The organism is Streptomyces sp. NBC_00075 (genome assembly GCF_045041225.1).
GTDB lineage: Bacteria > Actinomycetota > Actinomycetes > Streptomycetales > Streptomycetaceae > Streptomyces > Streptomyces adonidis.
Map to the genome: position 1 here is coordinate 3,411,522 of NZ_CP108243.1, position 15,901 is coordinate 3,427,422.

Below are 15,901 nucleotides of genomic sequence, written 5' to 3' on the forward strand. Positions count from 1 at the left end.
GCCCGGTGGGGGCTGGTCGCGCAGTTCCCCGCGCCCCTTTGGGGCGCGGGTGAGCTGCACCGGATTTCACCCGACCCGCTCCGAGCGGGGAGCGAAAGAGATCACGCCGGACGTTTGCGGGTGGCCGTCTTCTTGGCCGTGGCCTTCTTGGCCGGGGTCTTCTTGGTGGCGCTGGTCGACTTGTTGGCGGTGGCCGTCTTCTTGGTGGCGGTCTTCTTCGCTGTGGAGGTCGACTTCTTCCCGGGCTCGGCCTTGGGGGTGGCCTTGGAAGGTGTACGACGCCCCCGCAGGGGTTGAACCTCCCCCTCCGCCTCCCTCTCCTGCTCGCCGCGCGACTCCTTGGCCTCGCGGACGCTCTTCTCCAGGGCGGCCATCAGGTCGAGCACCTTGCCGCCGCCGGTCGGCGCGGGGGCCTGCGGAGCCTCCTCGCCGGAGGCCTTCGCGGCGATGAGTTCCTCGACGGCTTCGCGGTAGTCGTCGTGGAGGTCGGCGAGGTCGACCTCGCCGAGGGTGGCCATGAGGGCGTCGGCGAGATCGAGTTCCTGGTCCCGGACGGTGACGCTCGCGTCCGGCGCGACGCCCTCCGTGGCCCGGATCTCGTCGGGCCAGAGCAGTCCGTGCATGGCGATGACGTCGTCGACGACCCGCAGCATGCCGAGCCGTTCCCGCCCCCGGAGCGCGAACTTGGCGATGGCGACCTTCTGGCTGCGCTTCAGCGCCTCGCGCAGCAGGGTGTAGGGCTTGGCGGCGGGGACGCCGTTCGCGGAGAGGTAGTAGGCGGTGTCCATCTGAAGAGGATCGATGCGGTCACTCGGCACGAAAGCGACGATCTCGATCGTCTTGGCGGTGGGCAGGGGCAGCGACCCCAGGTCCTCGTCGGTGATCGGGATCATCGCCCCGTCGGCACCCTCGTACGCCTTGCCGATCTCGTCGCTCCCGACCTCACGGTCCTCCAGCTCGCAGAACTTGCGGTACCGGATGCGCCCGCCGTCCTCGACGTGGACCTGACGGAAGGAGATCGCGTGGCTCTCGGTGGCGTTCACGAGCTTGATCGGGATGCTGACCAGCCCGAAGGAGATGGCGCCGTTCCATATGGATCGCACGAGGAAACCCTTCCGCCGGCCGACAAGGGACCACTTCGCCCCTAACCCCTTTGCCCCACTTTCATGGGATTCTCATCGTATGACGCCGATCACGGAGGTGGAGGGGCGAAGGGTGGCCCTCTCCAACCTGGAGAAGGTGATCCACCCGGCGACCGGCTTCACCAAGGGCGAGCTGCTCCACTACTACGCGACCACGGCGGACGCCCTCCTCCCCCACCTCCACGACCGCCCGCTCTCCTTCCTCCGCTATCCGGACGGCCCCGACGGCCAGGTCTTCTTCGCCAAGAACGTGCCGCCGGGTACGCCCGACTGGGTCACGACGGCGGAGGTCCCGCGCTCGGAGGGGCCGGCGCGGATGGTCCTGATCCAGGACCTGCCGAGCTTGATATGGGCGGCGAACCTGGTGACGGAGTTCCACACCCCGCAGTGGCTGATCGACGCCCCCGGCGAGGCCGACCGCCTGGTCCTGGACCTGGATCCCGGGCACCCGGCGACGATCGTGGAGTGCTGCGAGGTCGCACTGTGGCTGCGGGAGCGGCTGGCGGCGGACGGCGTGGAGGCGTACGCGAAGACGTCCGGCTCGAAGGGCCTGCACGTACTGGCGTCCCTGACGGAACGGACCCCTTCCAGGGAGGTCACGGCGTACGCGAAGGACTTGGCGGTCGAGGCGGAACGCACCCTCCCCCACCTGGTCGTCCACCGCATGACCCGCAGCCTGCGCCCGGGAAAGGTCTTCGTCGACTACAGCCAGAACGCGGCCCGGAAGACAACGGCGACCCCTTACACCCTCAGGGCGGGCACGGACCCGACGGCGTCGACGCCGGTGACGTGGGAGGAGGTGGCGGGGTGCACCGCCCCGACCGAACTCACGTTCCGGGCACCGGACATCGCCCCCCGACTCCAGACACACGGCGACCTGCTGGCACCGCTACTGGCTCGCTGAGCTGCACGTTCACCCCCTCCCCACACCAAAGCGCCAAGCGTGACACCAATGGGTGCCACATATCCCTTCCGAATGGCACCATCGATGTGCCATCATGGCGTCATCGATGGCACGCCCCTCCGTCTCGCGGACGGCAGGAGCGCGTTCGGCGGAGTAGGTCTCAGGGGGTCGGATCATGGAGACAGCAGAAAGTCGGCGACAGGGAACACCAGGCGCCGTCAACGCCTTCGCGCGCTTCGTGCTCTGCGGCGGCGGGGTGGGGATCGCATCAAGCTTTGTCGTGACAGGGCTCGCCTTATGGATGCCCTGGGCTCTGGCCAACGCTCTGGTCACCGTGGCGTCCACGCTTCTCGCCACCGAGTTGCACGCCCGTTTCACCTTCGGTGCGGGTGGACGCGCGAGCCGGCGTCAGCATGTGCAGTCGGCCGGGTCGGCGGCGGGCGCGTATGCGGTGACCTGCGTGGCGATGGTGGTGCTACAGCAGTTGGTGGCGGCGCCGGGTGCGGTGCTCGAACAGGTCGTCTACCTGTCCGCCTCCGCGCTCGCCGGTGTCGCGCGGTTCGCGGTGCTCCGCCTCGTCGTCTTCGCACGGAACCACTCGCAGGCCACGGTCCACGCCGCCCGTCCCGTGCACGCGACCGTGGCCGACCCCGCGACGCTCTGCCACGCCGCCTGATCGTTCCGCCGGGCGGCCGGCCCCCTTCCAACCGCCCCCTACACCCGCCCCCAAGTCCCCCGGTCCCGCGCCACCGCGTGCAGCGCCTCCACATCCGCCGGCTTGAGTACGCCGCCCAGGCGTGCCAGCCCCGACAGATCCGTGTCCTGGAGGACCCTGACCTCCCGGAGCGGCACCGTCACCGTCAGGTCGGCCGGGCCCGCCAGGGCCAGGACCGGGTGGACCTCGGCCGTCAGGGCGTACGAGGCCCGGTCGGCGTCTGAGCGCACCCGGCGCAGGAGGGGGCGGGGGTCGCGGCGGCCCAGCGACACCATCGGGTCGGCCACATGGACCCGCTGTTTGCGGGCGTAGAGCGTGTGCACGGCGAACAGACCGCCCGGGCCGATCACCAGGTGGTGGATCCGGTCGCCCCCCGGTAACGGGAGCGAGTGCAGGGTGTGCCAGCCCGCGCCCTCCAGCGCCTCCAGGGCCTCGCCCACCGCCTGTTCCGCCGCCAGCGCCCGGCGTCGGGGGTCCGGGCGGAGCCGGTGGGAGGGGCCCGGGTCGCGGTCCAGGGCGATCTGGAGTGCCTCGCCGGGGCGGTTCGGGGCCAGGTCGTCGTCGGGGTGGAGGGAGAGGCGGGCCAGCTCCGCCGGGGTCGGGACCGGGGGCGGTCCCACCGTCACCGGGCCCGTCAGGAACGGGCCCAGGGCTTCCAGTACGTCCCCTCTGAGATCCTCGCTCAGCAGGTTGACCCGGGACGACTCACGGTCGTACCAGGCGATGTTCCGTCCGTCCGTCATGCACACGTACAGCCGCTCATGGCCTTGCCGCCAGGCCGGTACGACGCGCAGTCCGCTCATCCGCCATCACCCCATTCCCCGCATGACCATGGGAACAGGCGGGGTGCTGCCGGGGCAAGAAGCCGGTTACCTTTGGGAGTAGTTGGGTGGCCGAGTTGGGCCCGAGTGGGGGAGGCGGCGCAGTTGCGGACCCGCAGGAAGCAGCCCGACGTACCGGCTCCGGGTGAGCCCTGGAGCGAGATCGTGCCCGGCTTGTGGATGGGTGGGCACGAGTTCGTCAACCGCTCGGGGGACCTCGAATTCGCCGTCGTACGTGATGAGTTCGACCTGGTCATCACCCTTTTGAAGCTGCCAGGACACGGGCCCGATCCCGGTGTCGAGCACCATGTGTGGCCCGTCCCGGACGGGCCGCTCGACGGGACCCAGCTGGCCGGTGTCATCCGGCTCGCGGAGGCCGTGTGTGCCGCGCTGGAGGACGGGCGCAACGTGCTCGTGCGCTGCTACAGCGGCTACAACCGCTCGGGGCTCGTCGTCGCGCACGCCCTCGTCCGCGACGGGCACGACACCGAGGAGGCGATCCGTCTCATCAGATCCCGCCGCTCCCCCTGGGCCCTGCACAACGAACTGTTCGTCGAGTATCTGCGGGCAGGGCTGCCCACGGCCCGGCTGCTGGAGGAACTGGCGGAATAGCAGGAACCGGTGGAACAGGTGGAACAGGTGGAGCGGGCGGAGCAACCCGTCCGGCAAATACGTCATCCCTGCGAATAAGGTGTGGCGTACGAGGCGACCGGTCGCCCTTCGCCCACCGCCGCCCCTCTCGCCGGACCCGACGCAGGAGTGCAGTTGAACCCCAGCCGCACCTCACGCGTCATCCTCGCCGTCCTCGCCCTCGGCCTCCTCTCCCTCACCTCCGGCTGCGGCGACGCCGGTGGGCTGCGCGGCGCCGGGCCCACCGCCATCGCCGTCAGCCCCGCCCGGCTCTGGCCCGATCTGCCCGCCGCCTCCAGCCCCGCCTGGGACTACGGCGAGGCCGAGACCGAGACCGTCAAGGGCGTCACCGCCCCCGGTGACGACATCCACATGATCGACCCGGTGGCCGTCGTACGGGCGGAGATCGCCGCCCACCCAGACATGTACACGGCCGACAACTCCCCGTACGCCGGGACGGCCGCCGGCATGGCGGCCTGCGGGCGCACAGGCGGCAGCGGGACCGGCGCCTGTCCCGTCCTCAAGGCCTACTACCGCGACCTCACCGGCGACGGCCGCGCCGACATGGCCCTCGGTTTCCGGCTGCTGCCGGGCAACGGGACGGCCGTACGCGTGTACACCTTCCAGCGGCACAGGCTCGTGCAGATCATGGCGAACGACGACGCCGTGACCGCCGTCGAGCTGGCCGGCCGGGCCGTGATCATCCGCTCGCCCTCGCAGATCCCCGGGTACGAGTACCGCACCCAGTGGACCTGGGACGCCGACCAGAAGGCGATGCTGCTCACCCGGGACGAGTTCCTCCGTACGGGCAAACCCCAGCGCACCCCCGGCCCGGCGACTCCTTCCGCGAGCGCCCGATGAGGGTCGCGCTGCCCGCCTGGGCAGGCACCCTCGCCGTCAAGGCCGCGCTGTTCATCACCGTGATGTGCTGTGCCCTCGCCGCCCTGCTCGGCGTCCTCGTGCATGTCTCCGTGACCCACCAGACCGTCGACCAGGCTCGTGACCGCGCGCTGTCCCGGCTCGTGGAGGCCACGGCGGAGTACGAGGCCGGGGACGCCCTGCGGCCGAACGCCGGTATCGATCCCGAGGGGCTGCCCGAGTCGCTGCGGGCGCTCGCGGCGGCCGGGGACCGCGGCACGATGGTCACCGACCACGACGGGGTGCCGACGATGTGGGCGGCCGGGCCCGCGGACGGCGGACACGCGCTCGCCGTGGCGCTCGACTACTCGCAGAGCGCCCGCACGATCGAGGGCCTCGACCGGGCCATCCTGTGGTCGTCGGGCCTCGCCATCGGCGCGACGCTGCTGGTCGGCGCGGTCGCGGTGACCCGGGTGACCCGCCGGCTGCACGCGACCGCCCAGGTGGCCCGCCGGATCAGCGCCGGCGACCTCGACGCCCGCGTCGACGACGCCCGTACGCAGGACCCGAACCGCCCGCCGGACGAGGTCGCCGCCGTCGCCGCCGCCCTCGACACCATGGCCGCCTCGCTGCAACGGAAACTCCTCAGCGAGCAGCGATTCACCGCCGATGTCGCGCACGAACTGCGCACCCCGCTCACCGGACTGCACGCGGCGGCCGAACTGCTGCCGCCCGGACGGCCGACCGAGCTGGTCCGCGACCGGGTCGCCGCGCTGCGCACCCTCACCGAGGACCTGCTCGAGATCTCCCGCCTCGACACGGGCAAGGAACGGCTGGAGGCCGAAACCGAGCAACTCGGCGCCATCGCCGCCCGGGTCGTACGGGCCTCGGGGGCCGCCGGGGCCGACACGGAGATCGTCGTCGTCCGCGACACCCGCGTCGACACCGACCGACGCCGGCTCGAACGGGTGCTCGGGAACCTGGTCGCCAACGCCCACCGGCACGGCCGTACGCCGGTGACGCTGACCGTCGACGGTCCGGTCGTGACCGTGCGGGACCACGGCGACGGCTATCCGGAGTACCTGGTGGAGCACGGGCCGCAGCGGTTCCGTACCGAGGGCGGAGCGACCGGGCACGGGCTCGGGCTGACGATCGCGTTGGGCCAGGCGGAGGTACTGGGTGCCCGGCTGACCTTCGCCAATGTGCCGGAGGGGGAGGGCGGGGGCGCGCTGGCGACGCTCACGCTGGCCGAATCACGGGGGCTCGCCACCAACGGCCCAGCGTGACGGGCACCTTGCACGGGCCGCTCCTAGCGTGGCGGGTAGTCAGCTCTGCCCCCGGCAAAGGAGCCAACATGACATCGCGGACCACCCTCACCCGCCTCGGCATAACCGCTGCCGCCACCGCGCTCTCCGTCTGCGCCGTCACCCCGGCACTCGCGAGCCCGGCCGACGACGACTGGGGCACCAGCTGGAACCAGCAGCAACAGCAGACCCAGCAGCCGCAACAGCAGAACCCGCAGCAGTCCCAGCAGACGCAGCCGTCGCAGCAGCAGAGCAACCAGAGCCAGAACCCCACGCCGAACCCGAACAGCAACAATGGCGTGGGCCAGCAGAACAGCCAGAACAGCCAGAACAACCAGAACAGCAACACCGGCACCTGGAACCAGGGGAACAGCAACCAGCAGAGCAGCAGCCAGCAGAGCGGCACCGGCGACTGGGGCCAGCACAACAGCGGCAACTCCAGCACTGCCGGCTCCGGGCCCTACCAGGGGATCGTCACCGCCAACGGCGGACTGCGGCTGCGCAGCGCGCCCAACCGTGGCAGCGCGATCATCCGGGTCGTCCCGCAGGGCGCGATCGTCAACATCTACTGCAAGGTCGGCGGCGAGAACGTCGACGGCAACTCGCTCTGGTACCTCCTCACGGACGGCACCTGGGCCTGGGGCGCCGCCCGCTACATCGACAACATCGGCGCCGCGCCGCGCTTCTGCTGACCCGGCGAACATAAGCCGCATCACACACCATTCTGTGAACTTTGGGTAAGTTCCGGACATGACGAAGCCCGGAACCACCGTGGCGGCGGAGTACGAGGAATCCCCGGAGCCCTGGCTCTCGGAGCCCGCCGATCCCTCCGCTCCCGCCCCGCGCGTCCCCCGGCGCCGTGGCATCGAGCTGGTCCTGATCGTCGTGGCCGTCCTCCTCTCCGTGTACGGCTACTGCGACGTCGGCCTCGCGAAGAACGGCACCCTCCCGCCCGGCGCCGCCGGCTACGGCGCCGGGCTCGGTGTGCTCGCGCTCCTCGCCCATCTCGCGGTGCGCCGGTGCGCCCCCTGCGCCGACCCGCTCCTGCTCCCGATCGGCGTGCTGCTCAACGGCCTCGGCCTGGTCCTGATCTACCGCCTGGACCTGGAGACGCCGGGCCACCGGGCGGCGCCCACCCAACTCGTGTGGTCCACGGTCGGGGTGTCGTTGTTCATCGTGGTCGTGGTCCTCCTCCGCGACCATCGGGTCCTCCAGCGCTACGCGTACGTGTGCGTGGCCGCCGCCCTGATCCTTCTCACCCTCCCGATCTTCTTCCCCTCCGTGAACGGGGCCCGCATCTGGATCCGGATCGCCGGATTCTCCATCCAGCCGGGCGAGTTCGCGAAGGTGCTGCTCGCGGTCTTCTTCGCCGCGTATCTCGCCGCGAACCGCAAGGCGCTCGCGTACACGGGCCGCCGGATCTGGCGGTTCAACCGGCTCCAACTGCCCACCGGGCGGGTCCTCGGCCCGATTCTCGCGATCTGGCTGATCAGCGTCGGCGTACTGATCCTCGAACGCGACCTCGGGACCTCACTCCTCTTCTTCGGCCTCTTCGTGGTCATGCTGTACGTCGCCACGGGCCGCACCGGCTGGATCGCGGTCGGGCTGCTGCTGGCCGCGCTGGGCGCCTTCGCCGTCGGCACACTCGAACCGCACGTCCACAGCCGGGTCGAGGACTGGCTGCATCCGTTCGCGACGATCGAGGCGGGCCAGGGCCCCAACCAGCTCTCCCAGTCGCTGTTCGCGTTCGCGGCGGGCGGCATCCTCGGCACCGGCCTCGGGCTCGGCCACTCGATCCTGATCGGCTTCGCGGCCAAGTCGGACTTCATCCTGGCGACGGCGGGCGAGGAACTGGGCCTGGCGGGCCTCTCCGCGATCGTGATCCTGTACGCCCTCCTCGTGGAGCGCGGCTACCGGGCGGGCCTCTCCCTGCGCGACCCCTTCGGCCGCCTGCTCGCCGTCGGCCTCTCCTCGATCATCGCGCTCCAGGTGTTCGTCATCGCGGGCGGCGTCTCCGGCCTCATCCCGCTCACCGGCATGGCGATGCCGTTCCTCGCGCAGGGGGGCTCGTCCGTGGTCACCAACTGGATCATCGTGGCGCTGCTGATCCGGATCAGCGACTCGGCCCGGCGGGGATACGACGGCGACGGGCGCCCCACGCCAGGAAGAGACACCCCGTGAAGAGAACCGCGCGCCCGATGACGCGCTGCATCAAGCACGCGGCAGTCTTCTGCGCCCTGCTCCTGCTCGCCCTGCTCGTCAACATCACCCGCGTCCAGGTCGTCCAGGCCCAGCGGTACGACGACAACCCGGCCAACCGCCGCCAGGTGATCGCCCGTTACGGCCAGCCGCGCGGCGCCATCCTGGTCGGCGAGCGACCGGTCACCGGGTCCACGGACACCGGGGAGCAGCTCCGCTACGAACGGACGTACAGGAACGGCCCGTTGTACGCCCCGATCACGGGCTTCGCCTCCCAGGTGTACGGCACGACGTTCCTGGAGCACACGGAGGACGGCATCCTGTCGGGCACCGATCCACTGCTCTCCCCCTTCCCCCTCTGGAACGACGTGACGCGGGCGCAGAACCCCGGCGGCGAAGTGGTGACCACGATCAACTCGGCTGCCCAGCAAGCCGCTTACGACGGTCTGGACGGCCGCAAGGGCGCGGTGGCGGCGGTGGAACCGTCGACGGGCCGCATCCTGGCCCTGGTCTCGACCCCTTCCTACGACCCGACCTCCCTCTCCGGCAACAAGCGTTCGGTGGAACGGAGTTGGCGACGCCTGAACGAGGACCCGGACAAGCCGATGCTCAACAGGGCGGTACGGCAGACTTATCCGCCGGGTTCGACGTTCAAGGTCGTGACGGCGGCGGCGGCCCTGGACGCGGGCGTGATCACCGACCTGGACGAGCGGACCCACTCCCCCGACCCGTACCGCCTCCCCGGCACGTCCACGAGGCTGACGAACGAGGGCGACGGCTGTGCGGACGTCTCACTGCGGGAGGCGTTCACCTGGTCCTGCAACACGGTCTTCGCCAAGCTGGGCGTGGACGTGGGCGTCGCCGACCTGGCGGCCACGGCGGACGGCTTCGGCTTCAACGACGCGGGGCTGCGCATCCCGTTCTCGGTGGCACCGAGCACGTTCGACACGCACGTGGACAAGGCGCAGTTGGCGCTGTCGTCGATCGGCCAGTACAACACGCGGGCGACGCCGTTGCAGATGGCGATGGTCGCGGCGGCGGTGGCGAACGGAGGCCAGGTGCCGTCCCCTTACCTGGTCGAGCGGACAACGACAGCGCGCGGCACGACGGTTGCCACATCAGGCGTACGACGTCAGCACCGGGCGATGCATCCGTCAACGGCCGTCCTGATGCGGGAGCTGATGCGGGACGTGGTGGAACGGGGCACCGGCAGGAACGCGGCGATCCCCGGCGCGGTGGTCGGCGGCAAGACCGGCACCGCCCAGCACGGCATCGGCAACTCCGGCGTGCCGTACGCCTGGTTCGTCTCCTGGGCTCAGGGCGAACACGACGTCGAGCCGTCGGTCGCCGTCGCGGTAGTGGTCGAGGACGCCTCAACCGACCGGACGGACATCAGCGGGGGTGGGGTGGCCGCGCCGATCGCCCGGGGGGTGATGGAGGCGGTACTCGGCGACTGAGACACGGGGGCGCCTGAGGGGTGGGTCAAGCAGGCCCGCAGGCTGGGCGGATCGGACGGGCGCGAAGCGCCCTCCCAGGGGCGCGGGGAACTGCGCGACCAGCCCCCACCCGTCCGCAGCCGAACGGATCGGCACGGACGGGGTTTTCAGGGGCGCGGGGAACGGCGCGAGCAACCCCCACCGGGCCCGCGGCCAAGCAACCGGCCAGCCGACGGAGTCCCCCTCAGCCCAGCGGCTTCCTGATCTCGCCTCGGATCTTGACCGCAGTCTCGGCGGCAGCCGCCAGATCCACCTCCGCCGGCTTCTTCGTGACCGTGTCAGCCGTGATCTCGGCGATCGACGCACCGGTGTTGCCGTCCACCCACCCACAGACGGGGATCGTGATCTCCGTACCGAGCTGGGTCTGCACAAGCACCTCGCAGGTGACGGTCACATCGGAGCCCGCCGGCCTGAAGTCCTTGGGCTTGACGGCGACCTTCGCACCCTCTCCACCCGCCGCGCCCTCCATCATGTTGTCGCGCGCAAGGTCGGTGTTCTTGAACCGCCCGTACATGCCGGAGATCACCAGCGTCCCCGCGGCCTGGTCGCCACCCAGGCTGTACTGACCGACAACCGCCTTGGTGTCCCGCGCGTCCCACGCACCGTCGGCCTCCTCCTCGATGGCCTGCCCCTCGGTACCGGAGAGGTCACCGGCCAGCTCGTACTTCTCGTCGAGCACCTTCTGCGGCAGCGTCAGTTTGTACTCCGCCTCGGGAAAACCGGTGTCGGACTTCACCCCGATCCAGACGAGCGCGGCCACACCCGCCACGACCAGCACGACGACACCGCCGACGATGCCGAGGATCAGCCCGAGCCTGCTCTTCTTCGGCGGCGGGGGCGGCGCACCCCAGGGCGCGGGAGCGGGCGCACCGTAGGGCCCCTGCTGCCCGTAGGGGAACGGGGGCGGCGGCTGCTGACCGTACGGCCCCGGAGGCGGGCCCGGATACGGCTGCTGCTGCGGCGGCTGCCCCGGATACGGCTGCTGGCCATAGGGGCCCGAAGTCGGGGGCGGGCCGTAGGGGTTGTCGGGCGGCTGGGGCGGCGGAGTCGTGGACACGCCACGCACGCTACTGCACTTGGGTGAAGAGATAAGCCTCATATAAGTCTCCCCAGTCCCCGCACATCGCTACGCGTAAGTAGCTCCCAGGGGATTGACCCGCTTGCTGACAAGCGGTCTCATAAGAACGTGACGACAGTGACGGAAGCCGAGATACTCCGCGACGCGCTGGGCGTGCTCAAGGACCGGGAACACGTGGCCGAACGGCTCCTCGACGCGTCCGCCAGGCACTCCTTCGACCCCGACAAGGAGCTGGACTGGGACGCCCCTTTCGAGGACGGCAAGTGGTTCTGGCCGCCCGAGCTGGTCTCCCTGTACGGCACCCCGATGTGGAAGCGGATGAGCGAGGAGCAGCGCATCCTGCTCTCCCGGCACGAGTCGGCGGCGCTCGCCTCGCTCGGGATCTGGTTCGAGATCATCCTGATGCAGCTCCTCGTACGGCACATCTACGACAAGGCGGCGACGAGCGCGCACGTGCGCTACGCGTTGACGGAGATCGAGGACGAGTGCCGGCACTCGAAGATGTTCGCGCGGCTGATCAGCCGGGGCGGCACCCCGTACTACCCGGTGAGCCGGCTCCACCAGAACCTGGGCCGGTTCTTCAAGACGGTGTCCACGACGCCCGGTTCGTTCACGGCGACGCTGCTCGGTGAGGAGGTGCTCGACTGGATGCAGCGGCTGACGTTCCCGGACGAGCGGGTCCAGCCGCTGATCAGGGGGGTCACTCGCATCCACGTGGTGGAGGAGTCCCGCCATGTCCGCTACGCCCGCGAGGAACTCCGCCGCCAGATGGTGACGGCCCCGAGATGGTCCCAGGGCTTCACCCGAGTCACCTCCGGCGAGTTCGCCCGCGTCTTCTCGGTCGCCTTCGTCAACCCTGACGTGTACGCGAACGTGGGTCTGAACAAGGCGGAGGCGGTGGCGCAGGTGCGGGCGAGCGGGCATCGACGGGAGGTCATGCAGTCCGGCGCAAGGAAACTGACGGACTTCCTGGACGACATCGGGGTCCTGCGAGGTGCCGGCCGACGGCTGTGGAGGTCTTCGGGACTACTGGCTTGAATTCGGAGTGCAGCCCGGTGGGGGCTGGTCGCGCAGTTCCCCGCGCCCCTGAAAGACAAAGACCCGGCCCTGCGGTCCGAAAAGCACGGGGCGCAGCCCCTGCTTTTCAGGGGCGCGGGGAACGGCGCGACCAGCCACGACGCACCCTCACCCGCCCGACTACCCTGCACACATGCCCCCTGCCGCCCCCGCCTACCGCCGTCTGAACGTCGAGGAGCGGCGCAGCCAGCTCCTCGAAGCCGCCCTCACCCTCTTCGCCCACCGCACCCCCGAAGAGGTCTCCCTCGACGACGTGGCAGAGGCAGCCGGAGTCTCCCGCCCCCTCGTGTACCGCTACTTCCCCGGCGGCAAGCAGCAGCTGTACGAGGCCGCACTCCGTTCCGCCGCCGAGGAACTCGAACTCTGCTTCGACGAACCCCCGGAGGGCCCCCTCCCCGACCGTCTCTCCCGCGCCCTCGACCGCTACCTCACCTTCGTCGACGAGCACGACGCCGGCTTCAGCGCACTCCTCCAGGGCGGCAGCGTCGTCGAGACGTCCCGTACGACGGCCATAGTGGACCGGGTCCGCCGTACCGCCGCCGAGCACATCCTCAGCCATCTCGGGGTGACAGACCCCGGCCCCCGGCTCCGGATGACCGTACGGATGTGGATCACCGCGGTCGAGGCGGCCTCGCTGATCTGGCTGGACGAGGACAAGGACCCGCCGGTGGACGAGCTGCGGGACTGGCTGGTGGAACAGTTCACGGCGGTGCTGACGGTGACGGCCGGCCGCGACCCGCAGACAGCGGCGGTCGTACGCAACACCTTGAACGCGGATACCGGAAACTGATCCCGTGAAGAGCCAAGACACCGCCTTCGAGGGCGGCCCCCTGGACGGCCGTGTGCTGCCCATCCTGCTCGGGCCGACCGGCCACCCCCCGAAGACGTACAAGGTCCCGGTGCCGGACGCGGCCGGCGGCCCGCCGACCGTGCTGGTCTACCGGCGCGTGCCGAAGGGACGGCCGGGAAAGCTGGGTCTGCACCCGGGCTGGAAGTACGCGTACGACCCGGAGGGAAAGCCGACCGACGGCAAGCTGCGCTGGCCGTGGTCGAAACCGGCCGCCGGACCGGTTCCAGGCGCCACGCCGCACGGCAAGCCGGACGACACCGACGGGTGACGAGGTTGGGCCGAACCGCGCACGCTCGCCGCGCGGACCTCGCGCCCGCGTCACAAGCTCGCGGTGCGGAGCGGAAGGGCTGCCCCGCACCGGAGGTGATGACGTGTCAGGAAGGCTTCTGCGTCTGGTCTGTACGGCGGCGATGGCGGCCGGCACACTCCTCGCACCCGTCCCCGCCCTGGCCGCACCGGACCCGAGCCCGAGCCCCGCAGCGACCGACTCGCCGACCGAGCCCCTCACCGAGCCCTTCGCCGAGCCCGCCCCCGGCGACGAGCCCTCCGTCGCCGACCTCCTGACGGACCTTCAGCAGCTCTACCGCGAGGCCGAGCAGGCCACCCACGCCTACGACGCCACCGCCGAGCGGCTGAAGCGGCAGCGGGCCGAGGTACGGCGGCTCGACCGGCAGCTAGTGCGGGCCCGGCTCGCCCTGCACGAGCGGCGCGGCGCCCTCGGCCGGCTCGCCCGGCAGCAGTACCAGAACAGCACCGACATCTCCCCGTACGTCCAGCTGCTGCTGGCCCGCGATCCGCAGCACGCCCTCGAACAGGGCCATGTGATCCGCCAGTTGGCACTGGAACGGGTCGAGACGGTGGGCCGGCTGGTCGGCGGCGAACGGCGCACCGGCGGTCTGGCGCGGGCAGCACGGGCCGCGCTGGACGAGCAACTCACCCTCGCCGAACGGCAGAAGCACGCCCGGGACGCCGTACGGGAGCGGCTCAGGGAGGTCGAGGAGCTGCTCGCCTCGCTGAGCACCGAACAGCTCGGTGAACTGGCCGAGTTGGAGCGCGGCGGCGAAGTCCCCGAGGAGCAGCGGGAGTTCGTCACCTCCGGTGCCCTCAGCGCCGGCCGGAAGCCGTCCCAGGACGGTGAGCAGGCCCTGCGGCACGCGGTGGCGCAGCTCGGGAAGCCGTACGAGTGGGGCGCGGAGGGGCCGACGTCGTTCGACTGCTCGGGGCTGACCTCGCAGGCCTGGGAGAAGGCGGGGCGGCCCGTCCCACGGACCAGCCAGGAGCAGTGGGCGCGGCTCCCGCACATCCCGCTGGCCGAGCTGCGCCCCGGTGACCTGGTCGTCTACTTCCCCGGGGCGACGCACGTGGCCCTGTATCTCGGGGACGGCATGGTCGTACAGGCGCCGCGTCCGGGGGCCAGGATCAAGGTGTCGCCGCTCTCGGCCAACCCGGTGCTGGGCGCCGTACGGCCGGACCCGGACGGGGAGCCCCTGCGGCGCTACACACCGCCGAACCTCCCCGCCGACGCCACAGCGGGTCCGGACGCGGGCTACGACTCGGTCATCGCTCCCGCGACCGAACCCAGGTAGGCGGCCGTCTTCTCCGGCTCGTAGAAGAAGTTCTCGAAGTCCGCCGGGTCGTTGAACGCGTTGGCGAAGCGGTCGGCGACCGGGGGCAACTGGCCTGCCGCGCCGATGAGGTTGAGGACGTGCTCCGGCGGCGGGCCGAGCATCGCGTTGGTCCACTTGGTGACGTGCTGGGCGGTGTCCCAGTAGCGGTCGAAGGTGGCCCGCATCCAGGTCTCGTCGAACTCCTTCTCGCCCTGTTCGAGGATCGAGGCGAGATACGAAGCCGCGCACTTCGACGCCGAGTTGGAGCCCTGGCCGGTGATCGGGTCGTTCGCCACGACCACGTCGGCGACGCCGAGGACCAGGCCGCCGCCGGGGAGGCGGCCGACCGGGTTACGGACGGTGGGGGCGTAGCGGCCGGCCAACGTGCCGCCCGCGTCGGTGAGTTCGGCCTTGGTGGCCCGCGCGTACTCCCACGGCGTGAACCGCTCCATGAGTTCCAGGGTCAGGGAGAGGTGTTCGGCGGGGTCGCGGACGCCGTTGAAGACGTCGAGCGGGCCGCCGGGTATGCCCTCCCAGAACAGGATGTCGGCGCGGCCCGAGGTGGTGAACGTCGGCATGACGAACAGCTCGCCGACGCCCGGGACCAGGTTGCAGCGGACACCGTCGTAGTCGGGGTGCTCCGGGCGCGGGCCGAGGCCGTGGACGTAGGCGACGGCCAGTGCGCGCTGGGGCTCGCGGTACGGGGAGCGCTCGGGGTCGCGGGCGAACATCGACACCAGCTCGCCCTTGCCCGCCGAGACGAGGACCAGGTCGTACGTGCGGGAGAAGTAGTCGAGGTCGCCGACCGCCGCGCCGTGGATGACGAGCTGGCCGCCGCGCTGGGCGAACGTCTCCATCCAGCCGGCCATCTTCACCCGCTGGTCGACGGACTGGGCGTAGCCGTCGAGCCTGCCGATCCAGTCGATCGCGCGCTGGGTCGGGCCCGGGTCGTGGGAGCCGGGGGCGGCGACCGAGACGCCGAGTCCTTCGATCTTCGGGGCCTGGGACTCCCAGAAGTTCAGCTGGAGATCGCGCTCGTGCTGGAGGGCGGTGTGGAACATGCACTGCGTCGACATGACCCGGCCGGACCGGATCTCGTCCGAGGTCCGGTTGGACATCAGGGTGACCTCGTAGCCGTGCGACTGGAGGCCGAGGGCTATCTGGAGTCCGGCCTGACCGGCTCCGACGACGAGTATCTTCCGCATACGGTCTACGTCTCC

The 15,901-nt window shown here is 70.9% G+C and carries 16 protein-coding genes; 12 read left to right on the forward strand and 4 right to left on the reverse strand.

Annotated elements, in window-relative coordinates:
* Positions 1–101 precede the first annotated feature (101 nt).
* The gene (locus tag OG787_RS14465; protein ID WP_369033152.1) at positions 102–1,103 is read right to left on the reverse strand and encodes a Ku protein; all 1,002 of its coding nucleotides are present in this window, start codon (positions 1,101–1,103) and stop codon (positions 102–104) included.
* Positions 1,104–1,182: 79 nt separating this feature from the next.
* On the opposite strand from OG787_RS14465, the gene ligD reads away from it, so the two are divergent.
* The gene (ligD, locus tag OG787_RS14470) at positions 1,183–2,046 is read left to right on the forward strand and encodes a non-homologous end-joining DNA ligase (protein WP_369033153.1); all 864 of its coding nucleotides are present in this window, start codon (positions 1,183–1,185) and stop codon (positions 2,044–2,046) included.
* A gap of 175 nt (positions 2,047–2,221) precedes the next feature.
* The gene (locus tag OG787_RS14475; RefSeq protein WP_369033154.1) at positions 2,222–2,722 is read left to right on the forward strand and encodes a hypothetical protein; all 501 of its coding nucleotides are present in this window, start codon (positions 2,222–2,224) and stop codon (positions 2,720–2,722) included.
* Between the two features lie 38 nt (positions 2,723–2,760).
* Here OG787_RS14475 and OG787_RS14480 read toward each other — a convergent pair whose 3' ends face one another.
* The gene (locus OG787_RS14480) at positions 2,761–3,564 is read right to left on the reverse strand and encodes a nuclease-related domain-containing protein (protein WP_369033155.1); all 804 of its coding nucleotides are present in this window, start codon (positions 3,562–3,564) and stop codon (positions 2,761–2,763) included.
* Positions 3,565–3,687: 123 nt separating this feature from the next.
* Between OG787_RS14480 and OG787_RS14485 the strand changes: the two genes are divergently transcribed.
* The 6 genes from OG787_RS14485 (at position 3,688) to OG787_RS14510 (ending at position 10,030) form a co-directional block, all read left to right on the forward strand.
* Complete coding sequence (locus OG787_RS14485; protein ID WP_369033156.1) at positions 3,688–4,194, forward strand: dual specificity protein phosphatase family protein; 507 nt, start codon at positions 3,688–3,690, stop codon at positions 4,192–4,194.
* Between the two features lie 153 nt (positions 4,195–4,347).
* A complete protein-coding gene (locus OG787_RS14490) occupies positions 4,348–5,073 on the forward strand; it encodes a hypothetical protein (RefSeq protein WP_405535447.1) in 726 nt (241 codons plus the stop codon).
* Complete coding sequence (locus OG787_RS14495) at positions 5,070–6,356, forward strand: ATP-binding protein (protein ID WP_405535448.1); 1,287 nt, start codon at positions 5,070–5,072, stop codon at positions 6,354–6,356. The genes OG787_RS14490 and OG787_RS14495 overlap by 4 nt, the downstream gene beginning before the upstream one ends.
* A gap of 68 nt (positions 6,357–6,424) precedes the next feature.
* Positions 6,425–7,066, forward strand: coding sequence for an SH3 domain-containing protein (locus OG787_RS14500; protein WP_405535449.1), 642 nt, complete (start codon positions 6,425–6,427; stop codon positions 7,064–7,066).
* Positions 7,067–7,124: 58 nt separating this feature from the next.
* Positions 7,125–8,555 carry an FtsW/RodA/SpoVE family cell cycle protein gene (locus tag OG787_RS14505; protein ID WP_405535450.1) on the forward strand — a complete coding sequence of 477 codons (1,431 nt, stop codon included), beginning with the start codon at positions 7,125–7,127 and terminating at the stop codon, positions 8,553–8,555.
* Positions 8,556–8,572: 17 nt separating this feature from the next.
* Positions 8,573–10,030 (forward strand): penicillin-binding transpeptidase domain-containing protein, encoded by a 1,458-nt coding sequence (locus OG787_RS14510; protein ID WP_405540486.1) that lies wholly within the window; start codon positions 8,573–8,575, stop codon positions 10,028–10,030.
* Between the two features lie 223 nt (positions 10,031–10,253).
* Here the strand turns inward: OG787_RS14510 and OG787_RS14515 are convergent, their stop codons facing one another.
* Positions 10,254–11,126 carry a hypothetical protein gene (locus OG787_RS14515; RefSeq protein ID WP_405535451.1) on the reverse strand — a complete coding sequence of 291 codons (873 nt, stop codon included), beginning with the start codon at positions 11,124–11,126 and terminating at the stop codon, positions 10,254–10,256.
* 129 nt (positions 11,127–11,255) lie between these two features.
* Here OG787_RS14515 and OG787_RS14520 point away from each other — a divergent pair, with 129 nt between their 5' ends.
* The 4 genes from OG787_RS14520 to OG787_RS14535 all read left to right on the forward strand — a co-directional run bounded on the left by OG787_RS14520 (position 11,256) and on the right by OG787_RS14535 (position 14,660).
* The gene (locus tag OG787_RS14520) at positions 11,256–12,185 is read left to right on the forward strand and encodes a diiron oxygenase (protein WP_369033162.1); all 930 of its coding nucleotides are present in this window, start codon (positions 11,256–11,258) and stop codon (positions 12,183–12,185) included.
* A gap of 172 nt (positions 12,186–12,357) precedes the next feature.
* Positions 12,358–13,014, forward strand: a complete 657-nt coding sequence (locus tag OG787_RS14525; protein ID WP_405535452.1) for a TetR/AcrR family transcriptional regulator — start codon at positions 12,358–12,360, stop codon at positions 13,012–13,014.
* Positions 13,015–13,018: 4 nt separating this feature from the next.
* On the forward strand, positions 13,019–13,342 hold the full coding sequence (locus OG787_RS14530) for a hypothetical protein (protein WP_369036962.1): 324 nt from the start codon (positions 13,019–13,021) through the stop codon (positions 13,340–13,342).
* Positions 13,343–13,445: 103 nt separating this feature from the next.
* Positions 13,446–14,660, forward strand: a complete 1,215-nt coding sequence (locus tag OG787_RS14535; protein WP_405535453.1) for an NlpC/P60 family protein — start codon at positions 13,446–13,448, stop codon at positions 14,658–14,660.
* On the opposite strand, the gene OG787_RS14540 is transcribed toward OG787_RS14535, so the two are convergent.
* On the reverse strand, positions 14,621–15,886 hold the full coding sequence (locus tag OG787_RS14540) for a styrene monooxygenase/indole monooxygenase family protein (RefSeq protein WP_405535454.1): 1,266 nt from the start codon (positions 15,884–15,886) through the stop codon (positions 14,621–14,623). The two genes, OG787_RS14535 and OG787_RS14540, sit on opposite strands and share 40 nt — an antisense overlap.
* Between the last annotated feature and the right edge of the window lie 15 nt (positions 15,887–15,901).

Excerpts from the sequence above, each read along its gene's own strand:
- ligD (WP_369033153.1), top strand. The coding sequence starts at position 1,183 with ATGACGCCGATCACGGAGGTGGAGGGGCGAAGGGTGGCCCTCTCCAAC.
- OG787_RS14475 (WP_369033154.1), top strand. The coding sequence starts at position 2,222 with ATGGAGACAGCAGAAAGTCGGCGACAGGGAACACCAGGCGCCGTCAAC.
- OG787_RS14480 (WP_369033155.1), bottom strand. The coding sequence starts at position 3,564 with ATGAGCGGACTGCGCGTCGTACCGGCCTGGCGGCAAGGCCATGAGCGG.
- OG787_RS14495 (WP_405535448.1), top strand. The coding sequence starts at position 5,070 with ATGAGGGTCGCGCTGCCCGCCTGGGCAGGCACCCTCGCCGTCAAGGCC.
- OG787_RS14500 (WP_405535449.1), top strand. The coding sequence starts at position 6,425 with ATGACATCGCGGACCACCCTCACCCGCCTCGGCATAACCGCTGCCGCC.
- OG787_RS14505 (WP_405535450.1), top strand. The coding sequence starts at position 7,125 with ATGACGAAGCCCGGAACCACCGTGGCGGCGGAGTACGAGGAATCCCCG.
- OG787_RS14510 (WP_405540486.1), top strand. The coding sequence starts at position 8,573 with ATGACGCGCTGCATCAAGCACGCGGCAGTCTTCTGCGCCCTGCTCCTG.
- OG787_RS14525 (WP_405535452.1), top strand. The coding sequence starts at position 12,358 with ATGCCCCCTGCCGCCCCCGCCTACCGCCGTCTGAACGTCGAGGAGCGG.
- OG787_RS14540 (WP_405535454.1), bottom strand. The coding sequence starts at position 15,886 with ATGCGGAAGATACTCGTCGTCGGAGCCGGTCAGGCCGGACTCCAGATA.